We start from the raw sequence: 26134 nt of genomic DNA, 5'->3' as shown, positions 1-26134 counted from the left end.
ATATTAATCATTGATTGTATTCTTTAATAGCTTTTATGGCCGACCATAATACTCCGGCTGTGCCGCGATATGCTCCCGAACCGCTAGGCTCACCGGCATGCGACCACCATTCGTAAAAACCATCATGTGCAATTGTCCTGTCAAGCATGGGGGATATGGCTTCATACGCTTCCGCATAAAAACCGTTGCGGGCAAGCTGTTTAACCATTCGTGCCCCGAACCATGTCCAATCACCCCCGTTCTGATAGCCATAATCGCCACATTCGTATAAAATTGGGTTCTTAAAATATCCGACGGGATAGAAGGGATATATCGTTAAGCCTATCGATTGGGCTCCTGCTTTTTGAACATTCTCTTTCATCTTTTCATATGCACGGAGAACTTCCTTCTTTGATAACAATCCCGCTTCTATTGCAACCGCCGTACCTCCGTGATAATAAATCTCCGATTCATTCAATTCACCGGGGAAGGGCGATTCATCCAGATAGAGATGGGGAATGAATTTCTGGTGTTTCCCGTCCCATAAATGTGTCCTTACATTTGTGGATATGGTATTGCATGTTTCTGACCAGAATTCTTTATTGTGGGTGGTTATAGACATAAAATCCCTTATCGCAATGATAAACATCGCATTGTCATAAATATCCACACAGAGATGTGACGTGCTGTCTAAAAAAACGCCCCATTCATGTCCCGGTTGCACATCGCCCCAATCAATTGTGGTAGCTCCCCACAACAAACCATATTTGTCGGAATAACGATGATTTAAAAGATAATACATTGCGTTTTCCATCCGTGATACTACGGATACACCGTTCACTTTTTCCTGGAGGATTGTCGTATCGCCGCTAGCGCTGATATATTTCGCCACAGCTTGTACCAGTGATGTTTCCTGATCGGTTTCAACTGTGTTCTTGTGGGCCATAAAACCGGGAGCGCTGTCGGAATACCGGTAGTCATAAGACTCGTGCGCTTTCTCTGCAGGGACATATCCGTCCGGGATATCGCCGTCTTCTTTCTGGAAATGAAAAAACATCAACAAGGCTTCTCTTATTTCCTGGGCACGGCCCATGTCACAAGCCAATTCTAGGAAAGTATTAAGGTCCCTGATCCAAATCTCATTATAATGCCCGCCGGCATTCAATCCGGTAGCGACCAATCCTTCGGCTTTACTTACAACTGTTTCCAAGCGTTTGTCATCTGCTATCTGCTTACTTAATTCTCTGTTCTGGCAACCGACAAACAACATCAGGCAAACAGGTAAAACAGTAGTTAAAAAATATTTACACGTAACCATTCGGTATTTGTTCATACGATTATTCTATTTTTCTATTTTTCGACACTAAGGTGTATGGAATTGTTGGCGTTATTGTACGGGAATACCTCCATTTGCCGCATCCGGATTTTGTTTCAACCAGATACGGTATAATTCAAAAAAGGTCGGGGCATCCAACAGTTCAATATTCGGATTGATCTTATCCAATTCATCCATTACTTCTACGTACCATCCGGGGGTTTTCAAAATGTTCCGGAACCAGTGAAACGGTATCGGACGGTCTGCGACCCGTTGTGCAATCCGTTGTGCAGCTTCCTTTGGCTCTTGCTGGATGTCTTCATCCGAACGCAATACAGGCATGTTGCCATGCAATAGCGTTAACGGCACTTTTTGCGGGACAATGCCGTTCGGACTGAACGAGGCATAGCAATCCAACCCTTTTGAAGATAGACCCGGAGCATATCCATCAATCACAAAACCGGTTATGCTCAATCCCCATTTATCATAATACTTCTTACAATGTTCCGCCCAGGCATCCAGTCCGCATGGTAATCCTGAAATATCCCGGGGTTCTTGTAACATCCCCGGCATTAAATATCCGGCGCCATTATCGGCTGCTGCAAAATAATCATTCCGGGTAGCGGTTTTACGGAAATTGTGCATAACCATAGGGGCACGTCGTTCCAGCACAGGACTTATCGACCACATCAAGGGTAGTTTTCCCCTGTCCGGATGATCCCATATTGTCGGTGTACGCTGTGTGATCCATGACGAAGCATCGTAATCACCCACATAGAATATCATAAATTCCCGGTTTTCACAATCTACTTTTCCGTCTTCCGTGAGGTAACCACGTTTTTTCAATTCATCCTGTGTCACCCATTTTTGCGCGTATTTCTCTTCCAATGGAAAATGTTGCCAGAACGAAGCGTTTGCCAATGCACCGTAACCGATGGCATCGGCATCTTTGAATGCATTATACGCGCTAATGATACGGCTGAACTCCCATTCGGTAGGCACATCGTCATGACTACCTCCTGCATGCGTGGTATATTTAAACGCCCATGCAGGAAATCCCCCGATATGGCACATTTTTTCGCCTTTATTCAACCTGTAAGCTTCAGAAAGAAATTCTTTAAGAGTGGCTAAATCTGTTCCAACAGCTTGTTCCGGGTCATCCGTTGCGGGTTCATCCCCCCAAGGTGAAAGGTCAAAGAAAAATGCCCGTTTACTGACAAAGAAATCATGGTTTGTCAGTGTATGGTGATTAACGACAGTCGCCTGTGGGTTCTCCCTCCATTTCTGATCGATATAATAGGCTCCAAATTTCCCATTGCACCGGTTCGTTTTCATGTAATTTTCGATAAACCAGATATAGGGATCGTTTTTAATGGAACCGGTTGATTTCCTGTTTGTACCGGGAATATCGCCCTGCCCGCTAAACAAGGGTGTGCCGTCTTCATGGATTAACCATACTTTCACAGGTAGTTTCGGACCTTTAGCGACTAAACGGTCGTACAGACTGCCCGGAGATTTATCGTAACGAATCGCGATCAGATTCTCAATTCCGGCAACGGCCGAAGCGACATTGCTGGTGGCCGCTATATCCGAATCGTAGACGACCACTCCGTCAAAATCGTTTTGATAGGCCTCGATCAATGTGACGATATCATTGTACACGATCGTATCTTTTCCGTGCAGCCACTCGCCCTGCTGTCTGTATTTATTCCACCAGTAACTGTCGATCTCAATCCCCGATTCCACAACATAATTGACAAACAGTCGGGGTTCTTCGCGGTTGACAACTCCCTGAAGTGTAGATATAGTATGTATGTCGTCCCAAAGGGAAAGCACTTGACCTTTGTCTTTGAGGTCATAAGTAAGCGTATATTTCAGGTCGAACATGCCGATCCCGCCAGCACCCTCTTTTTTGCAGGAAACAATGGAGAACAATACAATTAGTATCCAGAATATTTTCTGATTCACTACATATAAACCTGAATATGTGTGCTTACTTAAAGTAAAAAATTTGTAATTATTCATTTCAATTATTGTCACTATTATCCGGCGAAAGCCAGAGTTTTCATTTAATTGCTTTTGAAAAATGCTGTATTTCTTCAACTCCGGCCAATATTTCGATCGTAAGGTCAAAACGACGCACTTCTCCCGGTTCCATATAATCGATAACGTTGGCGTTTCGTAAGGCTGTCCGCCCGTCAACAAAACAATTACAAGGTTCAAGCCCCATCACGTATTCGCCTTCCCCCATCTGCTTCCATTGGATAAAATTAAACAGTTGGTTCTTGTTAAATCGGATAACAAGCCCCAGTCCCAATTTTTCGTTTACCAAAGATACCGCTGTATTTCCGTCACTATCAGCCTTCAAATCGTGGTAGAATACTTGTTCCCTATAATTACGGGTCGGTTTCTGACAACGATCCCAAAATTCGATACCTGCTTTGGCATCGCCGTCGCGGGGCGTGACATGGACTGAAGGGACGATAAGATAAGCATTTTCGTCAAGTAACGGATAACCCACATTAAAATGAAAGAGCAACATCAGTGCTTCCCTGCGGAAACCTTCATTCCGTACCGTATTACGAATTTCTATCTTGTTTTCACCGTATCGACAAATTATTTCCCTGTGCAACAAAAGGTTTTCACCGAACACGCAGGCTTCTCGCATCGTTCCTCTTATTCTTATTACCGGACTTTCGTTGTCATTTTCAACTACTGCACTTACGTCTTCGGCGGCTATATTAGAGATCCGCCCGTGTTGTGTGAAAAAATCCTCACCATCGGCACTAGATGGTCCTACATTTCTCAATCCACAAGTGGTCAACATACCAGAATAAAAATTTCGGAGAAAACCATTACCATCCCTTTCGTAATAAAATGGCGATACAATTCCAGTCTTACTTAGATAACTGCAATTGATACCCCTGAACGACAGTGCGGCGAGATCTAAGCAACGGTCTTGAAGTATAGTAAATTCCAAACCGCTGCCACTACGGATGTCAAAAGCACGGACACCGTTATCACGCCCGTTAGTTAGCATATAATGTTTAATACCAAAGAGTTGTCTGTAGTCGCCTACATATCTTAATAATTCACGCTTAGTCATCTTTTTATTCCTATTGTAATGATTTCATACGGTTTCAGCGAAACTCTCAGCGAGCCGTTACTCAGCACGGGCGTTTTGGCGCCTTTCAGCGGGTTTTCGAGCAGGTCAAGCACGGTTGCCTTACCAGCTTTTACAGGCAGTTGCAGTGTGGCATCGGTTGCTTTTCCTTCTGTTTCATAAATCCTTACGACAAGCATTGTGCCGTCTTCCGACTGCTTGACACCTGACAGCATCACATTGGCAGGCGCAAGTGATAAAAATGACATCTCCTCAGGACGATTGGCATTTTTGGAAACGCCTGTTGAGCGTGAAAGTGGTTCAATAGCATAGACCGGGACATTGAAATCATCACCTTCATTCCATATTTCAGGTGAGAGTCCACCTTCATGGGGCAGTAATGCGTAACGTACTTTAAACTTTCCTATATTAGGATAGATGTCTGGTTCTCCTGCCGAGCGGAATAGTGAGAGGCGTAGGTTGCCATCTTTAAACGAGTGTCCGTACTTGGAAGCATTAAGCAGAGCTATACCGGCTTTGTCGAGACTCAGATCAACCCATTTTTGAGCAGGCACTTCCTGACCGTCGTTAAGGGTGCGTCCATGTTCAGCGCTGCCGTTATGTTCGCCGAAAGAATGGGTAGTTGTACGATCCGAAGCATAAAAAGGTGTGTGGCACATAAATTTAGGATTTTTCATTGCTATTGGGAAAATTGCCCTCAACATTGGTGTGTCGTTGTATGGGCTATTAGTTTCGAGCCAATGTGCTTCAACTTCATATTCTATACGTGGATGCGACTTGTAAATAATGGTGCGGATGATAAATTTAGATTTACCCCACATCTTGACGGCCTCTATGGTAGCGCGCACAGGTCCGTTCTCAGCTATGCGAACGCTTTTGACGTCGGTAACCTCATCTTCAGCCTGAACCTTGTTGAGCCACCATGCTTTCATCTCGCCGCGTCGATCTTCAAGGTATATCTGCAGACGATTCATCTCCCAGCCAGGACGCACATATTCGGTACCGGTCCGTTTGTCGAAAAGGCTGATAATGTTTCCGTTTTGCATATTGATTTTCACCTTGTAATAGTCTGTTTCAAAGGTATTGTCGGCAAAGGGGATAGGCTTGTTGTAGTCGCCGGTTTTGGTAACGTCAACGTAGAAGGTGCGGTAACCGCCTGCGGGCATATCATCAACGATGAAGCGCACTTTGCTCTCCCACAGCGGTGGGGTACGTTTACTGTAAACTATCTGCGCTGGATAGGTTTTACCTGTACCATCGCTCACGAGTACGGTCGCAACCGGAGATTTGTCGGCAAGGCGGATGTTGGCGGCGCCATAATAATCACCCCAAGGGTTGCCCTGAATACTTACGGGCAGGTCGTAGGAATAGACCGTCGCTTCGACTATTTTTTTGCCTCCAACCGGTTGCTGGTTGAACGCCACAACAGGCTGTCCCTTGTCTGTTTTGAACTTTATATCATCAGTGATGCCATAAAAGGCTTTGTTACGCAGGGCTTCGGCTTTCCATTGCACGTCCATATACTTGGCGTGCGCCTCTTTGTTAGCCTCATAGATAGCCGATCCGGGCAGAATGTCATGGAACTGATTGAAGGTTACAGTGCGCCACATCTCGCGCAACTCGTCGGCGGGGTATTTGGCGCCGTCGAGCCAGCGCAGCGTGCTCAACAGTTCGGAGCTATAGAGCAGGTTTTCGCAGTTGCGGTTGCCCTCTTTGGTGTCGGCAACGGTGGTGTAGCAGCCCTCAAAGATGAACTGCATCTCGCCACGGTGCGTGGGACGACCGTCCATCTTCGGCTCCATCGTGCGGAAGTACTGTTCGGCAGTAGCAAAGACATAAGCGGGCTTAGACGGGTCTTTGTCAAACTCGTGCGCCTTGTTGATGTCGTTACGTGTTGGGCCACCGCCGTGGTCTCCCTCTCCAACAGGCTGGAATATAAGGCGTTTTCCAGGAGCAAACACATCCAGCTGATCTTTAAGACCTTCGTGTACCGTTCCATTATAATCCTCATTAGTGTATGCGAGAATGCGGGTCGAATCGGGTCCTATCCACCAATATGGTCCGTTTGTGGGGCTACAGCGCATGTGGTAGAAATAGTTCATTCCAGCGAGTCGGAGCAGTTGCGGCAGTTGTGCTACGTGTCCGAAGTTGTCGGGAAGCCAGCCAACACGGGCAGTGCGTCCGAAGTGCTGCTGAAAGTAGCGTTGTGCCTGCAAGAACGAGCGGCACAGCGCCTCACCCGACGAGAGGTTAGTATCACCTTCCGTCCACATACCACCGACAGGTTCAAGCCTCCCTTCGGTTATATACTTCTTAATCAACTCAAAAGTACGTGGGTCGTTCAATTCCACAAAATGGTAAACAGCAGCCTGACTTTGCAGCATAGTGTAGTCGGGAAACTCCTTCATAAAGGCTACTGCCTGCCGCAAGTTATCCACCGCCATCTTTTGCGTTTCGGCGGTTTTCCACAGCCAGTTCATATCCTGATGGGCATGCCCGATAAGCATAATGGTGTCTTGTTTCGTGGGAATGTCCGTCCCGGCAACCTTTTTTCTGGGAGTACCAGCATACAGGTTTATACAAGTATAACCTGCAATCAGTAACAACAGTACATTTCTCTTCATTTTGGTTTATTTTGTTTGGTTATGGTATAAACATTTTCGTTTTTATCAATAACTTTTATCCTATGCAACCAATACCCCCAATACTGGTCTACAAATTTCATTACTCTTTTTGGGGACCAATCACTGTTATACAAACTGAAGCTTCCATTCGAATCGTTCGTCACACTTACAAATTCCCATCCAAACCGGGTACCTTGAGTCAATGTATTTTCCAGAATTGACTCCAGTTCACTCTCTTTGAAATGGACAAAATCACTTCCGTTAAATGTCATGTGTTCCGCAATTGCCCAGTCTTTTCCCGTCGCTTTTCTTACCTGCCATACCCGGTCGTACGCTTTTTGATTGGGTTTATTATCCGGAAAATACCATGTCCAGTTTACCTGGATGATATTGGCGGCTGTAAGATGCGATAAAAACTCAACCGGATCTCCCATCCTTAATTGTTGTTCATTTTCATTTGCATCCAAATAATCCACTGCAACATATGCTTTCTCCCCGGCTATTTCCCGGTATGCAGCCGCATCCTCATTGACCCATCTGGCAAGGAACTGGGCCCTGAACTTGTTCCACGTCGCATTCGTAATAAATGAAGCGGGAACAGGAAAGGTTGAAGGCATTTCCGAATCGGGACCGGTCAGTTGATTTATATCTCTCCACTTACGATATTCATCCCGGGCGGCTTCGCTGTAACAGAGGGCTATGGCTCCCATATATTGAGGTTCTACCGTAGTTTCGAAATACAATATTTTCCGGGTATCAATTCCTTTTGCCAGACTTTTGATGAATGTATGAGCTGTCGTCCTGTATCCGGGATGAAAAATCGAAACCACTTTTGACCCGAATCCATATTCGGTATCGGTAACTTTTTCACCTTTTTCATTGATGGCAAAGGCATCCGGATATAAATCCCAGAAATCTTCGGGAATTGTGCCTCCGCCGACAGCATAGGTTTCAACCGAAAGACAGGGATACATACCTTTTGCATAGATGGCATCGACCAATTTAGCGAGAGGAGCGAGCGACTTGTCCGGAATACCATCCCCATCAGTGTCAAAATGATGCCAATAACAATTCAACTCAATCGTATTGAAATATTTATTTCGAAAAGTATTCAGATTGGAAATAAGCCTTTCAACTTGCTCCGCATCAGAAAAATCAATTAACGGTTTGGCAATCTTAAGAAACACCCATTCTCCGTCTAAATAGAATTTCCCGTTTTCTATTTTCCAAAGGTTGTAATCTACTATCGGGTCTGGATTAATAACTGGATTCGGATAGTCTGCTTTTGTCAACTCTTCGGGCTTGTCTATAGCATCTTTATCATTACATGCACCAAAGGAAACATAAAACAAAGCAATGAACAGGATGATTGGTTTTTGAAAACTCATAAGTCAAAGTTATATTTAAATTGATATGGTTTTGTTTGTAAGTTTAAACGACATTCCCAGGAATGTCAAATAAGGACATTCAGTCAAAGCCCGGGTGTCAGATATGAATTGTCTTTCCATATTTTACTTAACTCAGCCGCTACAGGTTTCGGATTACCATCAAAATCAATAAGTGACGTATTGATCATACAAGGATAGCTATCGTGTCCCATCCAGATAATAAATCCGCCGCAAGCCGGAAATCTGTCCTTGCTTTTTTTCAATGCAAGGGCAAGTCCTTTGGTTTGTCGGTCCTGACTCCAGTCTACATATTCATGGATGTCGCCGGTACTTTTTCCGGTTTGTTTATATTCTTCCCACTGCAGCCACCAGCAAACACTCCGCCACAGCGGGTTATCCATACTTGCCGGAAGTAAACGGAACTCTCCTTTGTATTTATTCATCATCTCGACCGACATAGCCCCCGGTACCCCGACTTCAGAACGGAACATGGCGTCGTCTTTACTCCAGAAATCTTCAACAGCATTCATGGTTTTATCGTGTTCCGTATATGGCAAGTCCCACGGACCGTGTACATCCCAGTTCCGGCCGGTTCCAAACGTACTGTGATCGCCATAAATACTGGGGCCGGAAGGGCTGGCTTCAACAAACCGTCTTGCAGGATCAAGCAAAAAAACGGTCTCTTTTATCGCTTTGATCATCGCATGTTGGTCGGTTATAGGGGCCACATCACCTTTTTCATACAGTTCATTCCCTCCGCACCACAGCAATAAGCTGGCATGGTGATGCAATCTCTTCACATACTGCGTAGCGATTTGTGAGATCACGTAAACTTCCTGAGATCCTTCGGGGGGGTAGTTATCCAATCCGGAGGAACTGAGCGGAAAATCCTGCCAGACAAGGATGCCCATCTCATCGCATAAATCATACAACCACGTTTTCTCGGGGAAACCTCCACCCCAGATACGGATAGTATTTATACCCATATCTTTATACATCTGTAGTCTCTGCCTGTAATCTTCCGCTGTGAGGTCTGCAAAGTTAGGGCGTATGGGCGTCCAGTTTATTCCTTGCAAAAATACCGGAGTATTGTTCACACTGCAGATCCAGGGATCTGCTCCGGCAGGTGCTCCTTTGGCTGGAAGCCAGTCGATTGTACGGAAACCGATCCGTTTGGTTTCCTGCTGTATTTCATTGCCTTGGGTATCTTTGAGTGTTATCGTCAAGAGGTATAATGGTTGCTGCCCAAGTCCGTTAGGCCACCAGTGTTTTATTTTCAGGTTATTCCACTCTTTTTTCTCTTCGATCTGCCTTACCGATAGGTTTTCATTGATAAGTTTCTTTCCCGACCCATCGGAAAGAGTAATATTTACCTGCCCCGATCCGGCAAAATTATTGAATCGGGCTGAAACCGATAATGATCCAGTATCCTTTGCACGGTCGGCTGAAGCAAATACCTTCAACCCATCGAATCCCATCTGGTCCTCTTTTACCGTCTCGATAAAAATATCGTCCCATATACCTATCTGTACAATTCTCGGCATCCAGTCCCAACCGTAGTTAAATCTGGGTTTCCAATCGGTAATACGTGAAGTCCAGCCGATCTGGGCTAGATTCTTAGGCGGGCACTCAAATATAAAAACAATGTTATTATTACTCTCTTTAAGGTATGGGCTGATCAAAAAACTATAGGGTATAAAAGCATTGTCAAATCGGCCGGCTTCATGTCCGTTAACCATCAATATACCCCTGTAATCCAACCCCTTGCATCTTACAAATATTTTCTCACCTTCTTTGGCTTTGATATTGTCCGGAAGTTTTGCCACGACAAGCCATTCACGATTTTCTATCCACTCGGCATTTCTACTATTCACTCCCACATTCCAATCGTCTATCACATCTGCTTTTTTCAATGCATTCTGAACCGATCCGGGCACTGTCATCGGTAAATCGGAATGTTCGGCCCAACTTCCGGAAAGCTGTTCAAAATTAAAGTTCATTCTCCATACATTGGGCCTGTAGCACCATAAGCGCCAATCCAAAGACGATGCGTTTTTATTTAACAGGGGTTCTTGTCCAAAAACACTTCCAGCCACTATCAAAAGCGCCACCAATACCATCATGAACTGTTTTATTCTGATAATCATCTCTATAATATTTTCCGTTTATAATTCTTTTATCCTAATATTCCTAAACCATATCGTAGCATCGCCGTGTTTACCCTGAAAGCCGATATATCCTTTCACGGGCAATTCTGCAAATGGTATCGGGTGAATTTCCAATACTTTTGTGCCGTCGGGATTCACCTCACTTGAGGTCCATTTGCTCATATCCATCCGCGTGACCTTTTTCTCGTTGAGTATCACAGTAATCATTTTACCTTTACAGGTTATTTTCATTGAATTCCATTCCCCTGGTTTGCGAACCACTTTCTGTTTTTTTGCTGCGAGATGCCCGAAAATAGCTCCGCATTGCCAACTTAAAGGGGAGGTACTCCATTTTTCGCAATAATCATCTGTGATCTGAACCTCCACCGCATTAGCAACCCAATTATCTCTGTCCGAGCAATAAACTATTACACCGGAATTCGTTTCATGTTCGTTTTTAAATTCCAGTTCCAAAATGAAGTTCTCATACTCTCTTGCTGACCATATAGCCTGATCCTGCGATGCCGTCAGAACACCATCCGAAAGGGTCCATACATTCTTATCGTACATTGCATCCGACAGATCCACTCCGAATAAAGGTTTCCATCCGTCCTTTCCTTCGGCAAAAGCCGATACCGACACTAACGTTACAAACAATGCCGTAAAAGAGATTACTGCTATATTCTTAGTCATTTTTGTTACTATTATTGCTTGACTATTCGGTTGCTTTAGGAACGCTTCCAGGAATAGGAACTATTCCTTCGTGATAGTCAGGAAGAGCGCCAAACTCAGCCTTTTCAGGGCCATACTTTAAAGAAGAAGACATCATCTCTTCCCATGTTAAAACCTTTCCCGAAAACGCGGCTTCACAACCCAATATAGCTATCTGGCATGAGTATGCAAGTGCTTCGGCCTGATTGATCTTCTTATTCAGACGTATTGATTCAACAAGATGAACATGTTCCTGCTCATAAGGGTTCTTTACGGGCATAGCCTTATAATCGTACTGCCACAAAATGTTCCCTTCATAGTCCTTAATCATCACATTTTCGCTACTATCCGTCAGTAAAGCAACACCCTCTGATCCGTATATCTGCTCTGAAAAATTACCGTCACATCCGTCGATCTGACGACCTGTAGCCAACATTCGGGTACCGTTATCATAATGATAGTCTACAGCCATGAAGTCATAAGTATCACCAATCTTCCTTTGCGCCCGTCCGCCGAATCCGACTGCCTTTGCCGGTGTCCGCCCTAAAAACCATGTCGCTACGTCAATATTATGAATTGTCTGGTCTATAAAAAGTCCGCCACTAAGCCAGTAGATATTGAACCAGTTACGTATGCAATATTCCATATCATTCCATTCAGGACGTCTGTTTTTAAACCACATAGCTCCTTGATGTCCGTGTGCTGTAGCATATACAAGATCGCCGATAAGCCCGTTCCGGACTTTCAGAAAAGCCTCCCAATAATCCCTGCGATGCCGTTTATGCGTACCTGTAACAACGGTCAGCCCCTTTGCCGTAGCAGATTTCGAGGCAGCGATAACGGTCCGTATGCCAATCGGATCAACAGCACATGGTTTTTCCATAAAAACATGCTTTCCTGCATCCACCGCTGCTTTGAAATGTTCCGGACGAAAGAATGTAGGCGTACAGAGCAACACAAGTTCAACCTCATTCATATCAAGTATTTTCTTGAATGCGTCAAATCCTATAAAACAATTAGCATCAGGCACCTCATTGTTTTGATGTTCTTTCAGCATTTTCCTACAGCTATCCAACCTGTCAGCAAAAACATCACCCAACGCAATAATTGACAACTCTTTTCCCGCTGCGAGAAACTGCAGTGCAGCTCCCGTTCCACGGCTTCCACAACCTATTAAAGCAGCCTTCAATGGCTTACCTTCAGGTGCTACTTTTTCAAAAGAAAACATCCCCAATTCTTCGGGCGTATAAAATTTGGCAGTAGGTTGGCCGCTACACGAAGACAATGCGACAGGCGAGATTCCCAAGGGGATACCCGCACCTATCAATGCTGTATTAGATAAAAAATCTCTTCTTTTCATTATTTATTGTTTTCCTGGTGTGTAGTTTTGAAAAAGTGAAAAAAGTTGTACGCATCAATCACTTCAATATCCAATTCGGGCCTTATTTCTTTCAATCTGTTTATGGCCGAAATTACCTGATTCGGACTCGTCCATATGATTCTGAAAAAATAATATTGGGGGATTTCATCTTTCGAAGCAGGTATTGAAACGGACATTTCCCGGGCTGTTTGCTCCGCATTATAAAAATTACCGGCATTATTAATTAATTCAATTACCGGCATTCCCTTCCAGATATGTGGTTCGGGCAATTTTCCGCCGGCATTTTGAAAATCAATGACAATAGTAGCAAATCCGTCAGGCGAGAATTCAACAAAAGCATCTTTTACTGCCGGTGAGGGTTCATCGGTATCGAGTACCATCGGGGACAAAGACATATCCCATTGTTCGTAAAATTTCTTGTTATGACGGATAAATAATGGCAGATACGCGGGATCGATGCGATTGGGATTCATATAACCTGCTGCGCTTGCATCTGCAGCAAAAAAGTCATTGTCGGTTTTTGTTTCATATAAATACTGCATGATATCGGGATAAGATTCAGACAGGTTCGGATTAATACCCCATAGGAAAGGCATGGAGCCTCTTGCCTTATCTTCCCAATGTGTAGGCATAAATTCATATAGAGGAGTTGCGGAATCATAGTCGGCCATAAGAATGCTGATATAAGTTTTCCCGTTTTCCGGGGCACGCAACTGCGGACGCCCTTGTTTCATCTGCTTTTGGGGTGCCTGTGAATGGATGGATTGATTGAAACAATTATGAGCCACCGTATTTTGATAGCAGTTATAGGGAGAGATTTGGTAAACAGTTTCCCATTCGGTGGGCACCGGATCATGCTTGCTGGGATAACCTTCTATATTACTGTATTTAGGGAAAGAAAAAAAACCTGCTACTTCAGTCATCTGTTGACCTTTGGTCAGCTTTAATACAGCTTCCAACATCAACTTATAGGTCTGCAAATCCGTTCCAAGAGCCTGTCCCGGATCATCTAACGGGGTTTCGTCTCCCCAGGGCGACAGGTCGTAAACAAAACCACGGTTATAAACCGCCCAATCACGGGTAACCACATATCCCACATTTCCTTTATGGCGTGTCATGTAAGAATCTTCATACAGATATAACCAGTGCGGATTACAGCGGCCTGTTTCCAGGAATTCCCTGATAGCCCAGCGATAAGCATCATTTTTCTTACTGCCTGTTTCCACACCCGTAAAAACGCCCCTGAAATCCTTTATAACAGGCAGTCCCAGTTTTTCTAAATATGTATTCGCCATATCGGGACTTAATACCAGAGCATCTTCGAGTCCGGCTAAAGTAGTTGCCACATTCATTGTAGCAGGCACTTCCGTATCCCAGATGATGACTCCTTTCAATTTCGTTTTTGTTAACTCCAACAATTGTTCAAAAGAAGAAACAGGCACCTGTTCTTTTCCGGCCAACCAGCCTCTTGCCATAAATTTATCAAGCCAATAAGATGGTTTATTCAATGTGTTGGATAAAACGTATAAATGGATTCCGTCTCTGTTTAAAATGCCCTGGATACAAGCAACCGCCATAGCCTCATCATATGATGACACCGTAGAAGAGCCTTTTAATGTGTATACATACATGGCGTTTTCCGGTTTTTCCTGCATTGACGATGACGGTAAACTGCCTTTTTTATCGCATCCGGAAACGGACAGGAGTATCCCTGAAAGTAGAAAAGCAATGGAACCTGTAAAAAAATTCATAATAAATGGATTTTATGAATATTTCAGAGAGGAGCAGGTTCTAATTATTATTTTGTACGATAATTAAAACCTGCCCGATTCTGTTCAATATTCTTCGTAGAATTTCATATTGTCAATTTTGATCTCAACAGGACCTTGCACATCAAGATGATAAATTCTGAAGAAATTAATCGCTGCAAGATCTATATTGCCGCCGCTTACTTCGGCTTCCGAAAGTTTCAGCACAACTTTGTTCCATCCGTTTCTAAGACGAAGTTGACTCATAAAATTCCAGTGTAATTCCTGGGAGTCAGGATTACCGGAACTTGTTATCTCAATTTGTCCCGGCCAGTCCCAATTAATAACGGAAACATCCGAGATATATAAATGAAACTGCAAGACGCCGTATTCCAGCCCTACATTTGCATTTACAGGTTGTCCAAAGTTTTTCTGAATAATAAATCCACCTCCGGACTGGAACCTGACGGAATGGTTTCCTTCTTGCGGGTTGTCGGAATCCAAAGTCGGATCGCCATCACCACCGGCCCATCCTTCTGTTGATTCACATTTATCAAAAGAAGTACCTTCCGGTTCGATCTCCGGACTAATTTCCCCTACATTGATCAGTTGGGCCGATGCATAATTGAACTTGGCACCGGCAATGCTGCTTACGGCTCCTATCCTGAAATAATACGATTGATTAGGTTTCAACAACGCGGTATTTCTTGCCACATTGATAGCGACCTTGAAAGTCTCCTCTCCGGTAACCTGCCGGTTCAGTGCTATTTCCGCGGCTATTAAGTATACGGGCTCCCCTACAATTGACTGGCTGTGGGCATACAGCCCAATTTTAGCAACAGCATCAGGGGTCGTCTGCTGAAGTCGGAAGGTGGCTATAATATTGTTCCCTTCTTTCACAATCTTTGCATCTTTTACCCGGATATACGGTGTTACCCTGAAATCGAGTTGCGTATCTTTTCCGATTTTAACCTCCTGTTCATCTATTTGTAAAAAATTACGCTGGTCGGGTTGTACCGTATACGTATTTGAAAATAAAAGCGTATTGGCATATGTACCATCATTTTTCACCCTCAGGTATTGTGGCGAGACAGGATCATAACCATGTTCAATAAGCTTGATGGTGGTTCCATTGATTATGTCGGACTCGATAAGTTCATTCGTTTCGGAATCAATAATACTGCCAGTTAGCGCTGCATCAGGATAATCATAATTATCCAGTTCACAGGAATAGAATACGAACAGCCCCAAAAAGAAAGGCAGAAAATATAATCTTATTCGTTTCATAATATTTTTTTAGCTAATTAATACTGAGGATTTTGAATTAAATCATTAGAGCCGATTCCCGGTATAGGTCCATAATACATCCTTCGGTCAAAAGAGAGTGGTATCGCCCGAATAATATATTTCCTGACAAAAATATATTTCGGAGGGCTGACCTGTAGGTCTAATACCGGACATAAAGCTTTCTGAATTGTATTGTTAAATACTTCATGGAATTCTCTTCTCCGGATCAGGTCCCACCAACGTTTATTTTCAAAAGCAAGCTCTACCCGTCTTTCACGTAAAATATTCTCTAATGTCAAAGGAATATCGGTAGTGTGACCGGCTCTTTTTCTTGTAGCATTCAATGCTTCTTTGGCTGTAGACTGGGCATTGTTATCGGTATAGCCGCTTTCAACAACGGCTTCCGCATAATTAAGCAGAATTTCCGCATAACGGAACTCCATCCAGTCACTCGTAGAATAACCCAGATCCTTATTTCCATCGACCGGAGTTGGAGACAAAAACTTTTTGAAACTAAATCCGGTACGGGTCATTTCCGCCAGGTGTTGCTGGTCGAAACCCGAATATTCTTTCCATGCATCTGCACCAAAAGTGTGATAGGTAACGCCATTCACGACAATAGATGCCTTATCCGCTTCAATAACAGGCGTACCGTCGGGTTGTATGTATCCAGCCTGAATATTAATCGTTACACCTTTCCATTCAGTTCCGGGCAACACAACCGTTGACCATAAACGGGCATCTTTATCTTTAAAGATATCATACGGCGTATCAAAATATAAATATGATTTATCTTTACTATACCCGTTGTAGTCATTGATGTTTCCGTCTACCGTAGTGACAATCGGAGCATCATAACCGGGATTTGAATAGCTTTCATACATGTCGACCAGTTCCAATGTCGGATTCATTCTTCCCGGATGGGGAGCCCCGTCTGCAGTCTGATTCGGATTATACCAGAAATCCATACTATGGCCGCTTCCCGGTTTTCCATATCCGTAAACCAAGATTGCCTCTTCCGGTGCCACATTCGGATCCTGAAAAAGCTTCAACAAGTTATCAATTGCTTCATCTACTGATGCGGGATTCGCTTTATAAAGGGCGTGTACTCCTCCATCCATTATGGCTTTGGATGCTTCTATACAAAGTTTATAATAATGATCTGCAAGCGAGGGATCCATACCCACCAAGCCTTGTGAAACAGCTTCCCCGGAAAGCGCCGCTTTGTTCCAATACTTAGCAACCGATGCCGCATGCAGAGCGGCCCTGGATTTTAATGCATAAGCAGCCCATTTTGTGGCTCTTCTTGAGTCACTTCCACTACGGGTTGAAGGTAAATACTTTATGGCTTCGTCACATTCCGACATTACAAAATCCCATGTATCCCTTTCAGTACTTCGGGGTACTTTCAGCGATTCTATGTCCGATGTGTATTCCTGATATTCTGCAATAATAGGTACTCCTCCATACCGTTTGGCCAGGGCATAATAACCAAAAGCCCTCAAAAAATGTGCTTCACTGAGTAATTCGTTTTTCTTCTCTTCGTTGAGAGATGCAATGTTGGGTATTTCCCTTATCAACAGATTAACGTCCCTGTTAAACTTATAGCCGGCATCCCACCATGGGAAGTTTTCACCATCTACCAGATGGTTGAATTCCGAATTAACGGCATTTCCTGCCTGGGCATCCGGATGAATACCCACCGTATTCACCAAACCCGTGTGGAATCCTACCCGGTTATAGGTAAAATCCTCAAAAGGAGCCTGATAATATAAATTAGCCAAATAAACACGGATACCGTCTTCATTAGCAAGTAACACTTCCGAACTTACCTTGTTTAAAGGTTGAAGATCCATTATATCGTTACGACAAGATGTAAACAATAACAGAGTAACTGATATAATCAACAATAGTATATTTGTTTTTCTCATACGATTATAAATTTCTATTTGAATTAACATGGGATTTAAACAGGATAATTCCAATTTCTTATGGTGCAGCCCCAAAATACACCTTTCTGTATTTCGTTCCATAATATTAAAATGTAAGATTAATTCCTATATTAAAACTCTTGTTCAAAGGATATACCCACCCTGTATTCAGTGAACCTTCTATTCGTTCCGGATCAAAAGGTTTGACAAATGGGTCGCATAGGGTCAATAAGTTATATCCGTTTAAGTAGATACGGAGGTTCTGGACTCCTAACGGATCGAGATAAGTAGAAGGAAGACTGTATCCTATTTCCAATGATTTCAATCGGACATATGACGCATCTTTTCTCCATACCGAACTTTCATTGTACATAGCTCCCACATCCGGTTGACGTCTTATTGCCGGCCACTCTCCGGCAACCCATTCGCTGTTCGGATCATAAGGATCCGATAAATGCCATCTGTCATAGAAGTATGCCGGCATATTACCGTCATTCCATAGCATGGTCGCATAATTGTGCGTAAACCTGACGGAATACTTTCCTGAACCCTGCCAGAGCATATTAAAATCAAAATCCTTCCATTTTGCACTGAAAGTCAATCCATAATACATTTTAGGATTTCCACCCCAAGCCAAAGGAATAACATCATTGCCATCTATCACACCATCATTATTCACATCCCTGTATTGAAAGTCTCCGGGTAATTCAAGGCTGTTTCCCAAAGTTCCGTTTTGAATTGGAGCATTGATGATATCTTCTTCAGACTGAAATTGTCCGATATAATCATACATCCATACCACATCGCTCCATCGTCCGTTTTGTCCGTTCCTCCAACGATCCATACTGTTTACAAATGGTCCTCGTTCGGCGTAGACTACCATCGTACGGGCGAAATTAAAGTTTGCACTGACATTGAAATTAAAATCCCTAGTCACCTGTTTACCATAACCCACGGCAAATTCAATTCCCCTGACACGGTCTTTGTTCAAATTTTCCTGCGGAAGACTGGCCCCAAATGTATTGGGTAATGTTGCATTGCGGTAAGCCAACAAACCGCTTCGATCACGTTGATAAACGTCAAATTCAACTTTTACCTGATTATCAAAAAGCCCTAAATCAAAGCCGACATCTTTGATATTTGATTTATACCATGTGAGTGCTTCATTTACTACTCCAGGAGCAGAAGCACCACTCGTCCATGATCCGTTTACAAATTCATACCCTCCGGAGTTTAAAGAAAATCCCCCTACATGCTGAAAAGGACTTCCGGCATCCTCACCTACCAGTCCGTACGATCCCCGTAATTTCAAATTGGATACAAACGAAATATTTTCTTTAAAAAACGGCTCTTCTGATATCCGCCATCCTCCCGAAAGAACAGGGAAAAATCCCCATCTTCTATCCGGATGATACCGATATGATCCGTCATACCGTGCCGCTAATTCAACCAGATACTTGCCCATATAATCATAAGTCAATCGTCCTAAAAGCGAACGAAATCCGGACATGTCTTCCATTCCACTGGTTCGTTGGTTATTGTCATCTCCCATATCGATCTGGTCAATTGTGTAAAACTGGAATTCTCTTTGTAGTCCGGCCGAACGCGACCAGCCATTACGCTCTTCATATACGCCGGTGACCCCGATATTATGTTTATCTGCAATTGTTTTCTTATAGTTCAGATGAGCCTGTAGGGTAATGCCGTTTCCATCTGACCAGCCATTATGGAGTGTTGTCGGATGACCATAAAGAAATGGGACATAGGTATCATTTGTCTGATCATAAGTATACATGGTAAAACTCTTATTCAACGATTTGGAATAACTGTTGCCATGTTCGTAATAGGCGACACCTTTAAGTTGCATCCCTTCAACGAAAGGGACGTCATAGATTAATGAAACAGATGATTTAAAAGACTTATTGACACCCTTTGTATAACCGACCAAATCGGGGTCAGAGGTAACGACCGGGTTATAGGCCTGTCCGTCATACACATAAGCAGGATATTCAGGGTTGTTATTTGCATACGGTGTATGGATGGGTAATTCTGAAATCGTACCTCTGATAATATCAAAGAAACTCCACCTTGAACCATCTTTTTCATCATACCATCCGGATAGGTCTATTTCTGACGTCAGGTACTTACTTAACCTTGCTGTCACATTCGAACGAATGGAATATTTTTCATAATTAATGGCATTTGACTTTAATAATCCGGGGTCTTTTGTATAGCCGAAACTGGCATAATAGCTAACCATCTCTGTACCTCCCTGTACTGAAAAGGTATGTTGCTGCTGCATGGCAGATTTTTTCATTGTTTGATTATACCAATCAACACTTTCATAGCCTTCCCCTCCCTGACGCCATTTTTCGACTTCTTCTTCTGAATAAATAGGAGCCAATCCCATATTGACTGCCGCATCATTTCTCATCACAATCCATTGGTAAGCATTTGCCATCTCCGGCATTTCCGTAGGAGTACTAAAACTAATTGCCCCATTATATTGAAATTTAGCTTTACCTCGTGTTCCACGTTTTGTGGTTACCAGAATAACCCCGTTTGCCGCATTCATACCGTAAATGGCAGCAGCTCCATCTTTGAGTATGGTAACATTTTCAATATCATCCGGATTTATCCGTTGAAATTCGGCCCCGCTTACACGGGTTGTACCATCAATTATAAATAAGGGGGAACCAAACCCACGAATATTAATCATCGCGTCATAATCCCCCGGTGCTCCCGTGTTTTGCCGGATCTGTAAGCCGGGGATCTTACCTTGCAACCTTTGCGCTAAACTTGTATGTGTCGTAGTTAGTATTTCCTCATTTTTAATGGTACTAATCGCAGCGGTGAGATTTCCTTTTTTTTGGGTCCCATAACCTACGACGACCACCTCTTCCAATGTTTTGGGATCCTCCACCAAGACAATATGGATGGAACTTCTCCCATTTACCAATATTGTCTGCGTTACCATACCTACATAAGAGACCTCTAATATGGCATTTGAAGGCACATTAGACAATATGAAACCACCATCAATATCGGTAACTGTCCCTGTACTTGTTCCTTCTATTTGAACAGTTACTCCAATCAATGATTCGCCTTTAGTATCAGTAACCGTACCTGTTACAGTCAGGTTTTGAGCTGATAAATACAGGGAAAATATCCACGTTATAGTGAACAAGATTCCTTTCACTAGATTTAAATTTCTTTTTTGCATTTCATTTTCATTTGTTTAGATTAAAAAAAGTATTTACTCTTTTTAGAATTATAATCCTCTTTTTCTATCCACCGCCCAACCTTATTTGAATATAAATCCTAAGAATCAAATTATTTCGCCTTCTATTCAATAGCTAAACCGGTTAACTAATCATTTATAAAAAATCGTATCATCTTGGCTAATAAAATTTCAGATAGAATGTTTGATTTCCGCATCCAATACATATTGTTTTATATCATTCGCTCCGTTGATCTGTTCTATAAGAATATCGACCGCTTTTTTTCCCATTTCCCCGATAGGTTGCTCAATGTAATGAATAGGAATGTTCGCAATAGAAAAAGAATCGATCTTATCGAAACATAACACTTCCATGTCTTCCGGTATTTTTATACCCTCTCTATGCATATGCTTTACTCCGGTAATGAATACTCTCCGGGAGCAAAAGAATATAGCATCCACTTTGTCGGGATTGTTTTTCAAGTCGATGATGGCTTGCTTTATCTGTTCTTCCTGGTCTTCATAATTGATATCTTTTATAAGTGTAGTGTCTAACAGTCCATAACGGTTCATCGTATCGATATAACCCTGCCTTCTTTCCCTCAATGCATTCAGATCGATGTCATAACAAACAACTGCAATCCTCCTGTTTCCCTTTTTGATAAGTAACTCAGTTATCTCTGCAGATACTTTGTAATTATCCACGATAATGTAACTGGCTTTCATATCCGGAAAATAACGGTCGACCTGCACTACCGGAAGATGTCTTTTTATGATTTTTTCGGCGACCTTCTCTCCTCCGACTACAGGCACAAATATGATGCCGTCTATTTGTTTGTTCAATAAATTAGTAACAGCGTCGTTAAATTCTTCTAATGATTCATTTGTATTTGTGGTGATTACCGTATAGCCATATTTCTTTGCCTGTTCCTGTATATGGAAGGTAAGGTTTCCGAAAAATTCGTTCGAAATATCAGTCACAATCACTCCGATAGACATGCTCTTGCCTGTACTCAGGCTACGGGCTATCTCATTCGGTTGATAGTTCATCTCTTCTGCCGTTTGCCTGACCTTCCTGCACGTCTCCTCGCTCACACGGCTCCCTCTTGCCTTGCCGCTCAACACAAGCGAGACTGTTCCTTTTGAAAGGCCTAACTTATCTGCGATATCCTGCATAGAGACTTTTTCCATCTTCTTTACACGGCTGCTAAACCGGTTAACTGAATCTATATAAAAATAAATGACATTTTATATCGCAAATATAAAGGTAATTTTTCTTACCCGTCAAATATTTTAGCATTTTTTATATATTTTACACTTATCTTACAACAGAATACCTCAAAAAAGATGAAATGAGCAGGAGAATAATTCGATACGACCTTAGCCCTGGTTTTCATCTTACAAATGATTTCAAGTCGTTTTATTCTTTTCCTATCACTTCCATAATCTGCCTATATAGTTTGGGTATTATGCAGGAGGTATTGAATCGGTTCTTTAGGCATATTGCACTTCTTCTAATATCTGGGGACCGATATAAGGGCTTAGCCCGTTTTTTGTGACGATACCCCTGATACCGTACATGGCAAGATTGGGTTTTACCGACTTTATTTTCTCCAAGACGGATTCTTTTACGCTTGCTTCCTCTATGCTATTTACAGTCTTTGCCATAACACTTGTTTTTTCTATTGGTAAAGATACAGCTTTTTCATTTAATCAATTAGAAAGTGACCGGCCTTTCTTCATCTTTATAGTTTTCCAATATAAAATTTGCTGTTTATCTATTCCCATACTCGCCACAAGGCGAATATGGGAATAGGGATTACTCTTTCTGCCCTATCAACGTGACGGCAGGAAGCGTATAATAATTATCCCTCTTCCAGAAACGCAGTAAAAAGTCGATATCTTCCAGATATAGTTGCCCGGGACCGGCATTGAAAAAAGGCAACTCCTCCCTGCAATTATCTATGCAAAACATTACCAACTCAGAAGAAATGCTTTCGTCCATCAATAAGCACTGAATATGCTCTTCGCTTAATTCGGGCCTGAAATAGGGGTTGTCCGGCAAGGGGAAAGCAGAATTGACTTCAAAAACCATTTCACAGCCGCTCTTCGGATTGAAAAACACCAAACCCGTTTCAAAATCTTCAGGAAAATCAAACGATTGATCATCCGGCTTCTTCATCCCTTCTTTCCGAATTCTCTCTTCCGACTCTTTGATTTCTTTTTCGGAAAGATTCAGTGATTTATTGAAGAACTCCATATAGGCTTTCATAAACCCCTCTGTCTCACCGACCGGCAAGAACGCTATCGGAGAACCATGATTGAAATCCAGAAAAGCTTTCTCCTGTTGCTTCAGCATCTCATCCACATCATTCGATTGATGATCCAAAAAATTCACCTGTGCCCGGCTTTGTATGGAACTTTTTTCATACGCCACCAGTTCCTTGTTGAACGGTGCCTGAAAATACGTTCCTGAAAACCACCATTCTCCCTTCCATTTCACGATCCCGATAAAAATAATAGTGTCTATCACCTTTAATTTATCAGCATGATCGAATGATTTTTTTGTCAGATGAAAGCGTTTTCCCGAGGCAATGTGTTCGATAAACACATCCGTTTGATCCTGTCCCTTATAAAGGAAATAGCCCTGTATTTTAGGAGACATTTCCAGAAAATCCGACTTTAGCGGATGACTTTCCCCTATTATTTCGGCCGCCCATTCCTTGCCGGTAAATGCGAGCAACCGGGTCCGGTGATGGTGAATGAGCGCATCGGTGTTCTCATTGAGAAAAAACATCAGCTTTTCATCATTCCTGTATTTTGTGATTATTTCGTCGTTTTTCTCTTCAAGCACCGGGATGCTATCGATACCAAAAAGGTAAGTCCTGAACAAAACGGTCTCAACAAACTGCCTTGCAGCATAAAAATCACGCTCTGTATCATTCATGCGATAAAAGGAGGAAAGATCATCGTTCTCCGGTGCATGATCCCATGCATCGTCAAAAACCGACATTACCGCTCCGGCTGCCTCGAGGAAAAAAGGATTGAAAGGATTGAAAAAGATTTCGTCCTGAATAGTATTGAAAAAATACCAGGTTAAAAAGCACACCTCCTGCGTATTTATTTCTCCCTCATAATACTCCTGCAGATCATAGAAAGGCAACTGTTTATTATATAAGCGCATGTGCACCCTTACAAAGCTCTTCCAGATATTTGTCCCGGAAATAATGTCTTCAAAATACGACGTCAGAAAACATGCCAGACTGTTGATCTCTTTCTCATCAAAACGGTTTGCCAATGTAAAGAAATTATTATCGGCACAAAGAACGCGCTTCACATCGTTGCATATCCTTAAATAATACATATCCGTTTTGACGGGATGCTCATAGGGCTTAAACAGTAACCAGTCATTGATATATATCCTTTTTTTCATTTTCATTTTCATCTTCATCCTATTACTGGTCGGGATTTACTTAAACAGGTGCGATATTTTTATGCTTGACAAAACTTATGTTTTACTATCTGTCCCTGTAACATAACTTTCAGTTTTTAATTACTTTACAAAAGTACATGAAAATCCAAGTATTTCCAAGCGCATGAAAATAATAATCAAGGCCACAAGGAATCAAGAATAACATTATCAAAAAACACAGTCATAAAATCATTTATTTCATTGCATATATTCAATTTATCCTGTAAGTTTGCGGACAATCTTAAAAAAAATTTGAATTTAACCTCATCATGAGTGTGGATAATTTAATGTCATTCTTAGCAATCGATTTGGGTGCCAGTAGCGGAAGAGCAATGCTGGGAACTATCCAAAATGATCAATTGGAGTTAAAGGAAATCAGTCGTTTCCCTAATCCTATCATCGAAGTGAACAATCGTTTCTATTGGGATCTCTTCTATTTGTATGACCAGATTATAACATCAGTACGGGAAGTCAAATCTCACAGGCCGCGCGTCACCTCCCTGGGTATTGACACATGGGGGGTAGACTTTGTCTGTTTCGGAAAGGATGGTGAACCATTGCGTATGCCTTACAGTTACAGGGATCCCCGTACATTCGACGCGCCGGAGCGTTTTTTCTCCAAAATTCCGAAAGAAGAGGTATATCGAAAAACGGGAATCCAGAACATGAACTTTAACACTCTCTTCCAACTCGACACCCTCCTGCATGAAAATTCGTCGATCTATCCGGTCATCCACAAGATACTGTTTATGCCCGATGCCCTATCCTATCTGCTGACGGGGACGGCGGTGACAGAATACACCATCTCCTCCACTTCACAAATGCTCGATGCTTACACACGAAATTTCGACAGGTCGCTCCTTCAAGCACTGCAACTGGATGACAATCACTTCGGTATGCTGGTATATCCGGGACATAAGATAGCCAATATATCCCCATCTGTCCAGCGCCTGACTGGCATAAAGGATCTGTCCGTCATAGCCGTTGCGGGTCACGACACGGCTTCGGCCGTTTTGGCTACGCCTGCGAAAGATGGAAACTTCGCATATCTGAGTTCGGGGACATGGTCATTAATGGGCATCGAGTCGGAAACGCCTGTAATCAATGACGAAACCTTTCGACTCAACTTTACCAACGAAGGAGGTGCCGACGGATCTATCCGCCTGCTGAAAAATATCTGTGGAATGTGGTTGATTGAACAATGCAAAAAAGAATGGGAGAGTTATCAACCGGTCAGTTATGAAGATATAGTAGCCGCTGCAAAACAGTCGGTCCCTTTCAAATGTTTTATCAATCCCGATTCACCATGCTTCGCTGCCCCGGGATCCATGACCACGGCTATTCAGTCTTATTGCAAAGAAACAAATCAATATATCCCTCGAACAATGGGAGAATTGGCCCGTTGCATTTACGAAAGTCTTGCTTTCCGATACAAGCAGGTATTGGCTGATCTTCAGCAACTTGCCACATTTCCCATCCAAGTCCTGCATATTATCGGCGGGGGAGCCCAAAACAAATTGCTCAATACCTTTGCTGCCAACGCCATCGGCAAGCCGGTCGTTGCCGGCCCGTCAGAAGCTACGGCAATGGGAAATATTTTATTACAGGCAAAAGCTGCCGGTATAGTCAATGACAAACAAGAAATCCGTCAAATCGTGAGAAACTCCATTGACCTCGATACATTCGAGCCGGAAGAGACCGCTCTATGGGAGAGCCACTACATTGATTACCTGAATGTTTACAGGAACATATAGCATAATCGGTGTGATGATGTGATGATGTGATGATGTGATGATGAAAAATAACA

The 26134-nt window shown here is 42.8% G+C and carries 16 protein-coding genes; 1 reads left to right on the top strand and 15 read right to left on the bottom strand.

From position 1 onward, the window contains the following. Window positions 1–7: 7 nt before the first annotated feature. The 15 genes from D7D25_RS08860 to D7D25_RS08795 all read right to left on the bottom strand — a co-directional run bounded on the left by D7D25_RS08860 (window position 8) and on the right by D7D25_RS08795 (window position 24288). Window positions 8–1312: a hypothetical protein gene (locus D7D25_RS08860; protein ID WP_221407988.1), complete on the bottom strand. Its 1305-nt coding sequence runs from the start codon at window positions 1310–1312 to the stop codon at window positions 8–10. A gap of 54 nt (window positions 1313–1366) precedes the next feature. Next, entirely contained in the window at window positions 1367–3262 is a 1896-nt protein-coding gene (locus tag D7D25_RS08855; RefSeq protein ID WP_370453850.1) for a hypothetical protein, read from the bottom strand. 97 nt (window positions 3263–3359) lie between these two features. Continuing rightward, a complete protein-coding gene (locus D7D25_RS08850; RefSeq protein ID WP_122968606.1) occupies window positions 3360–4400 on the bottom strand; it encodes an aldose 1-epimerase family protein in 1041 nt (346 codons plus the stop codon). Then, window positions 4397–7042 (bottom strand): glycoside hydrolase family 38 C-terminal domain-containing protein, encoded by a 2646-nt coding sequence (locus D7D25_RS08845; protein WP_122968605.1) that lies wholly within the window; start codon window positions 7040–7042, stop codon window positions 4397–4399. Before D7D25_RS08845 ends, D7D25_RS08850 begins: the two co-directional genes overlap by 4 nt. Beyond that, complete coding sequence (locus tag D7D25_RS08840) at window positions 7039–8430, bottom strand: hypothetical protein (RefSeq protein WP_122968604.1); 1392 nt, start codon at window positions 8428–8430, stop codon at window positions 7039–7041. Before D7D25_RS08840 ends, D7D25_RS08845 begins: the two co-directional genes overlap by 4 nt. 83 nt (window positions 8431–8513) lie before the next feature. Continuing rightward, window positions 8514–10577, bottom strand: coding sequence for a glycoside hydrolase family 2 protein (locus D7D25_RS08835; protein WP_122968603.1), 2064 nt, complete (start codon window positions 10575–10577; stop codon window positions 8514–8516). Window positions 10578–10595: 18 nt separating this feature from the next. Then, window positions 10596–11270: a DUF1080 domain-containing protein gene (locus D7D25_RS08830; protein ID WP_122968602.1), complete on the bottom strand. Its 675-nt coding sequence runs from the start codon at window positions 11268–11270 to the stop codon at window positions 10596–10598. A 22-nt stretch (window positions 11271–11292) separates the two neighbouring features. Beyond that, window positions 11293–12648 (bottom strand): Gfo/Idh/MocA family protein, encoded by a 1356-nt coding sequence (locus D7D25_RS08825; protein ID WP_122968601.1) that lies wholly within the window; start codon window positions 12646–12648, stop codon window positions 11293–11295. Next, on the bottom strand, window positions 12648–14420 hold the full coding sequence (locus D7D25_RS08820) for a GxGYxYP domain-containing protein (protein ID WP_122968600.1): 1773 nt from the start codon (window positions 14418–14420) through the stop codon (window positions 12648–12650). Before D7D25_RS08820 ends, D7D25_RS08825 begins: the two co-directional genes overlap by 1 nt. 84 nt (window positions 14421–14504) lie before the next feature. Beyond that, window positions 14505–15704 carry a DUF3823 domain-containing protein gene (locus D7D25_RS08815; RefSeq protein ID WP_122968599.1) on the bottom strand — a complete coding sequence of 400 codons (1200 nt, stop codon included), beginning with the start codon at window positions 15702–15704 and terminating at the stop codon, window positions 14505–14507. Between the two features lie 17 nt (window positions 15705–15721). After that, window positions 15722–17635: a RagB/SusD family nutrient uptake outer membrane protein gene (locus D7D25_RS08810; protein ID WP_122968598.1), complete on the bottom strand. Its 1914-nt coding sequence runs from the start codon at window positions 17633–17635 to the stop codon at window positions 15722–15724. 106 nt (window positions 17636–17741) lie between these two features. After that, complete coding sequence (locus tag D7D25_RS08805; RefSeq protein WP_122968597.1) at window positions 17742–20858, bottom strand: TonB-dependent receptor; 3117 nt, start codon at window positions 20856–20858, stop codon at window positions 17742–17744. 189 nt (window positions 20859–21047) lie between these two features. Continuing rightward, window positions 21048–22046: a LacI family DNA-binding transcriptional regulator gene (locus tag D7D25_RS08800; RefSeq protein ID WP_122968596.1), complete on the bottom strand. Its 999-nt coding sequence runs from the start codon at window positions 22044–22046 to the stop codon at window positions 21048–21050. A gap of 303 nt (window positions 22047–22349) precedes the next feature. After that, window positions 22350–22523 carry a hypothetical protein gene (locus D7D25_RS18160; protein WP_185140243.1) on the bottom strand — a complete coding sequence of 58 codons (174 nt, stop codon included), beginning with the start codon at window positions 22521–22523 and terminating at the stop codon, window positions 22350–22352. Between the two features lie 151 nt (window positions 22524–22674). Beyond that, window positions 22675–24288, bottom strand: a complete 1614-nt coding sequence (locus D7D25_RS08795; protein WP_221407987.1) for a DUF3843 family protein — start codon at window positions 24286–24288, stop codon at window positions 22675–22677. 326 nt (window positions 24289–24614) lie between these two features. Here D7D25_RS08795 and D7D25_RS08790 point away from each other — a divergent pair, with 326 nt between their 5' ends. Next, window positions 24615–26081 (top strand): rhamnulokinase family protein, encoded by a 1467-nt coding sequence (locus tag D7D25_RS08790; RefSeq protein WP_255417245.1) that lies wholly within the window; start codon window positions 24615–24617, stop codon window positions 26079–26081. The last annotated feature ends 53 nt before the right edge of the window (window positions 26082–26134 follow it).

Origin of the sequence: Proteiniphilum sp. X52, assembly GCF_003712195.1 — a bacterium.
Lineage (GTDB): Bacteria > Bacteroidota > Bacteroidia > Bacteroidales > Dysgonomonadaceae > Proteiniphilum.
The sequence above is the reverse complement of the archived record's forward strand: the minus strand, read 5'-3'. Positions and strand labels throughout refer to the sequence as shown.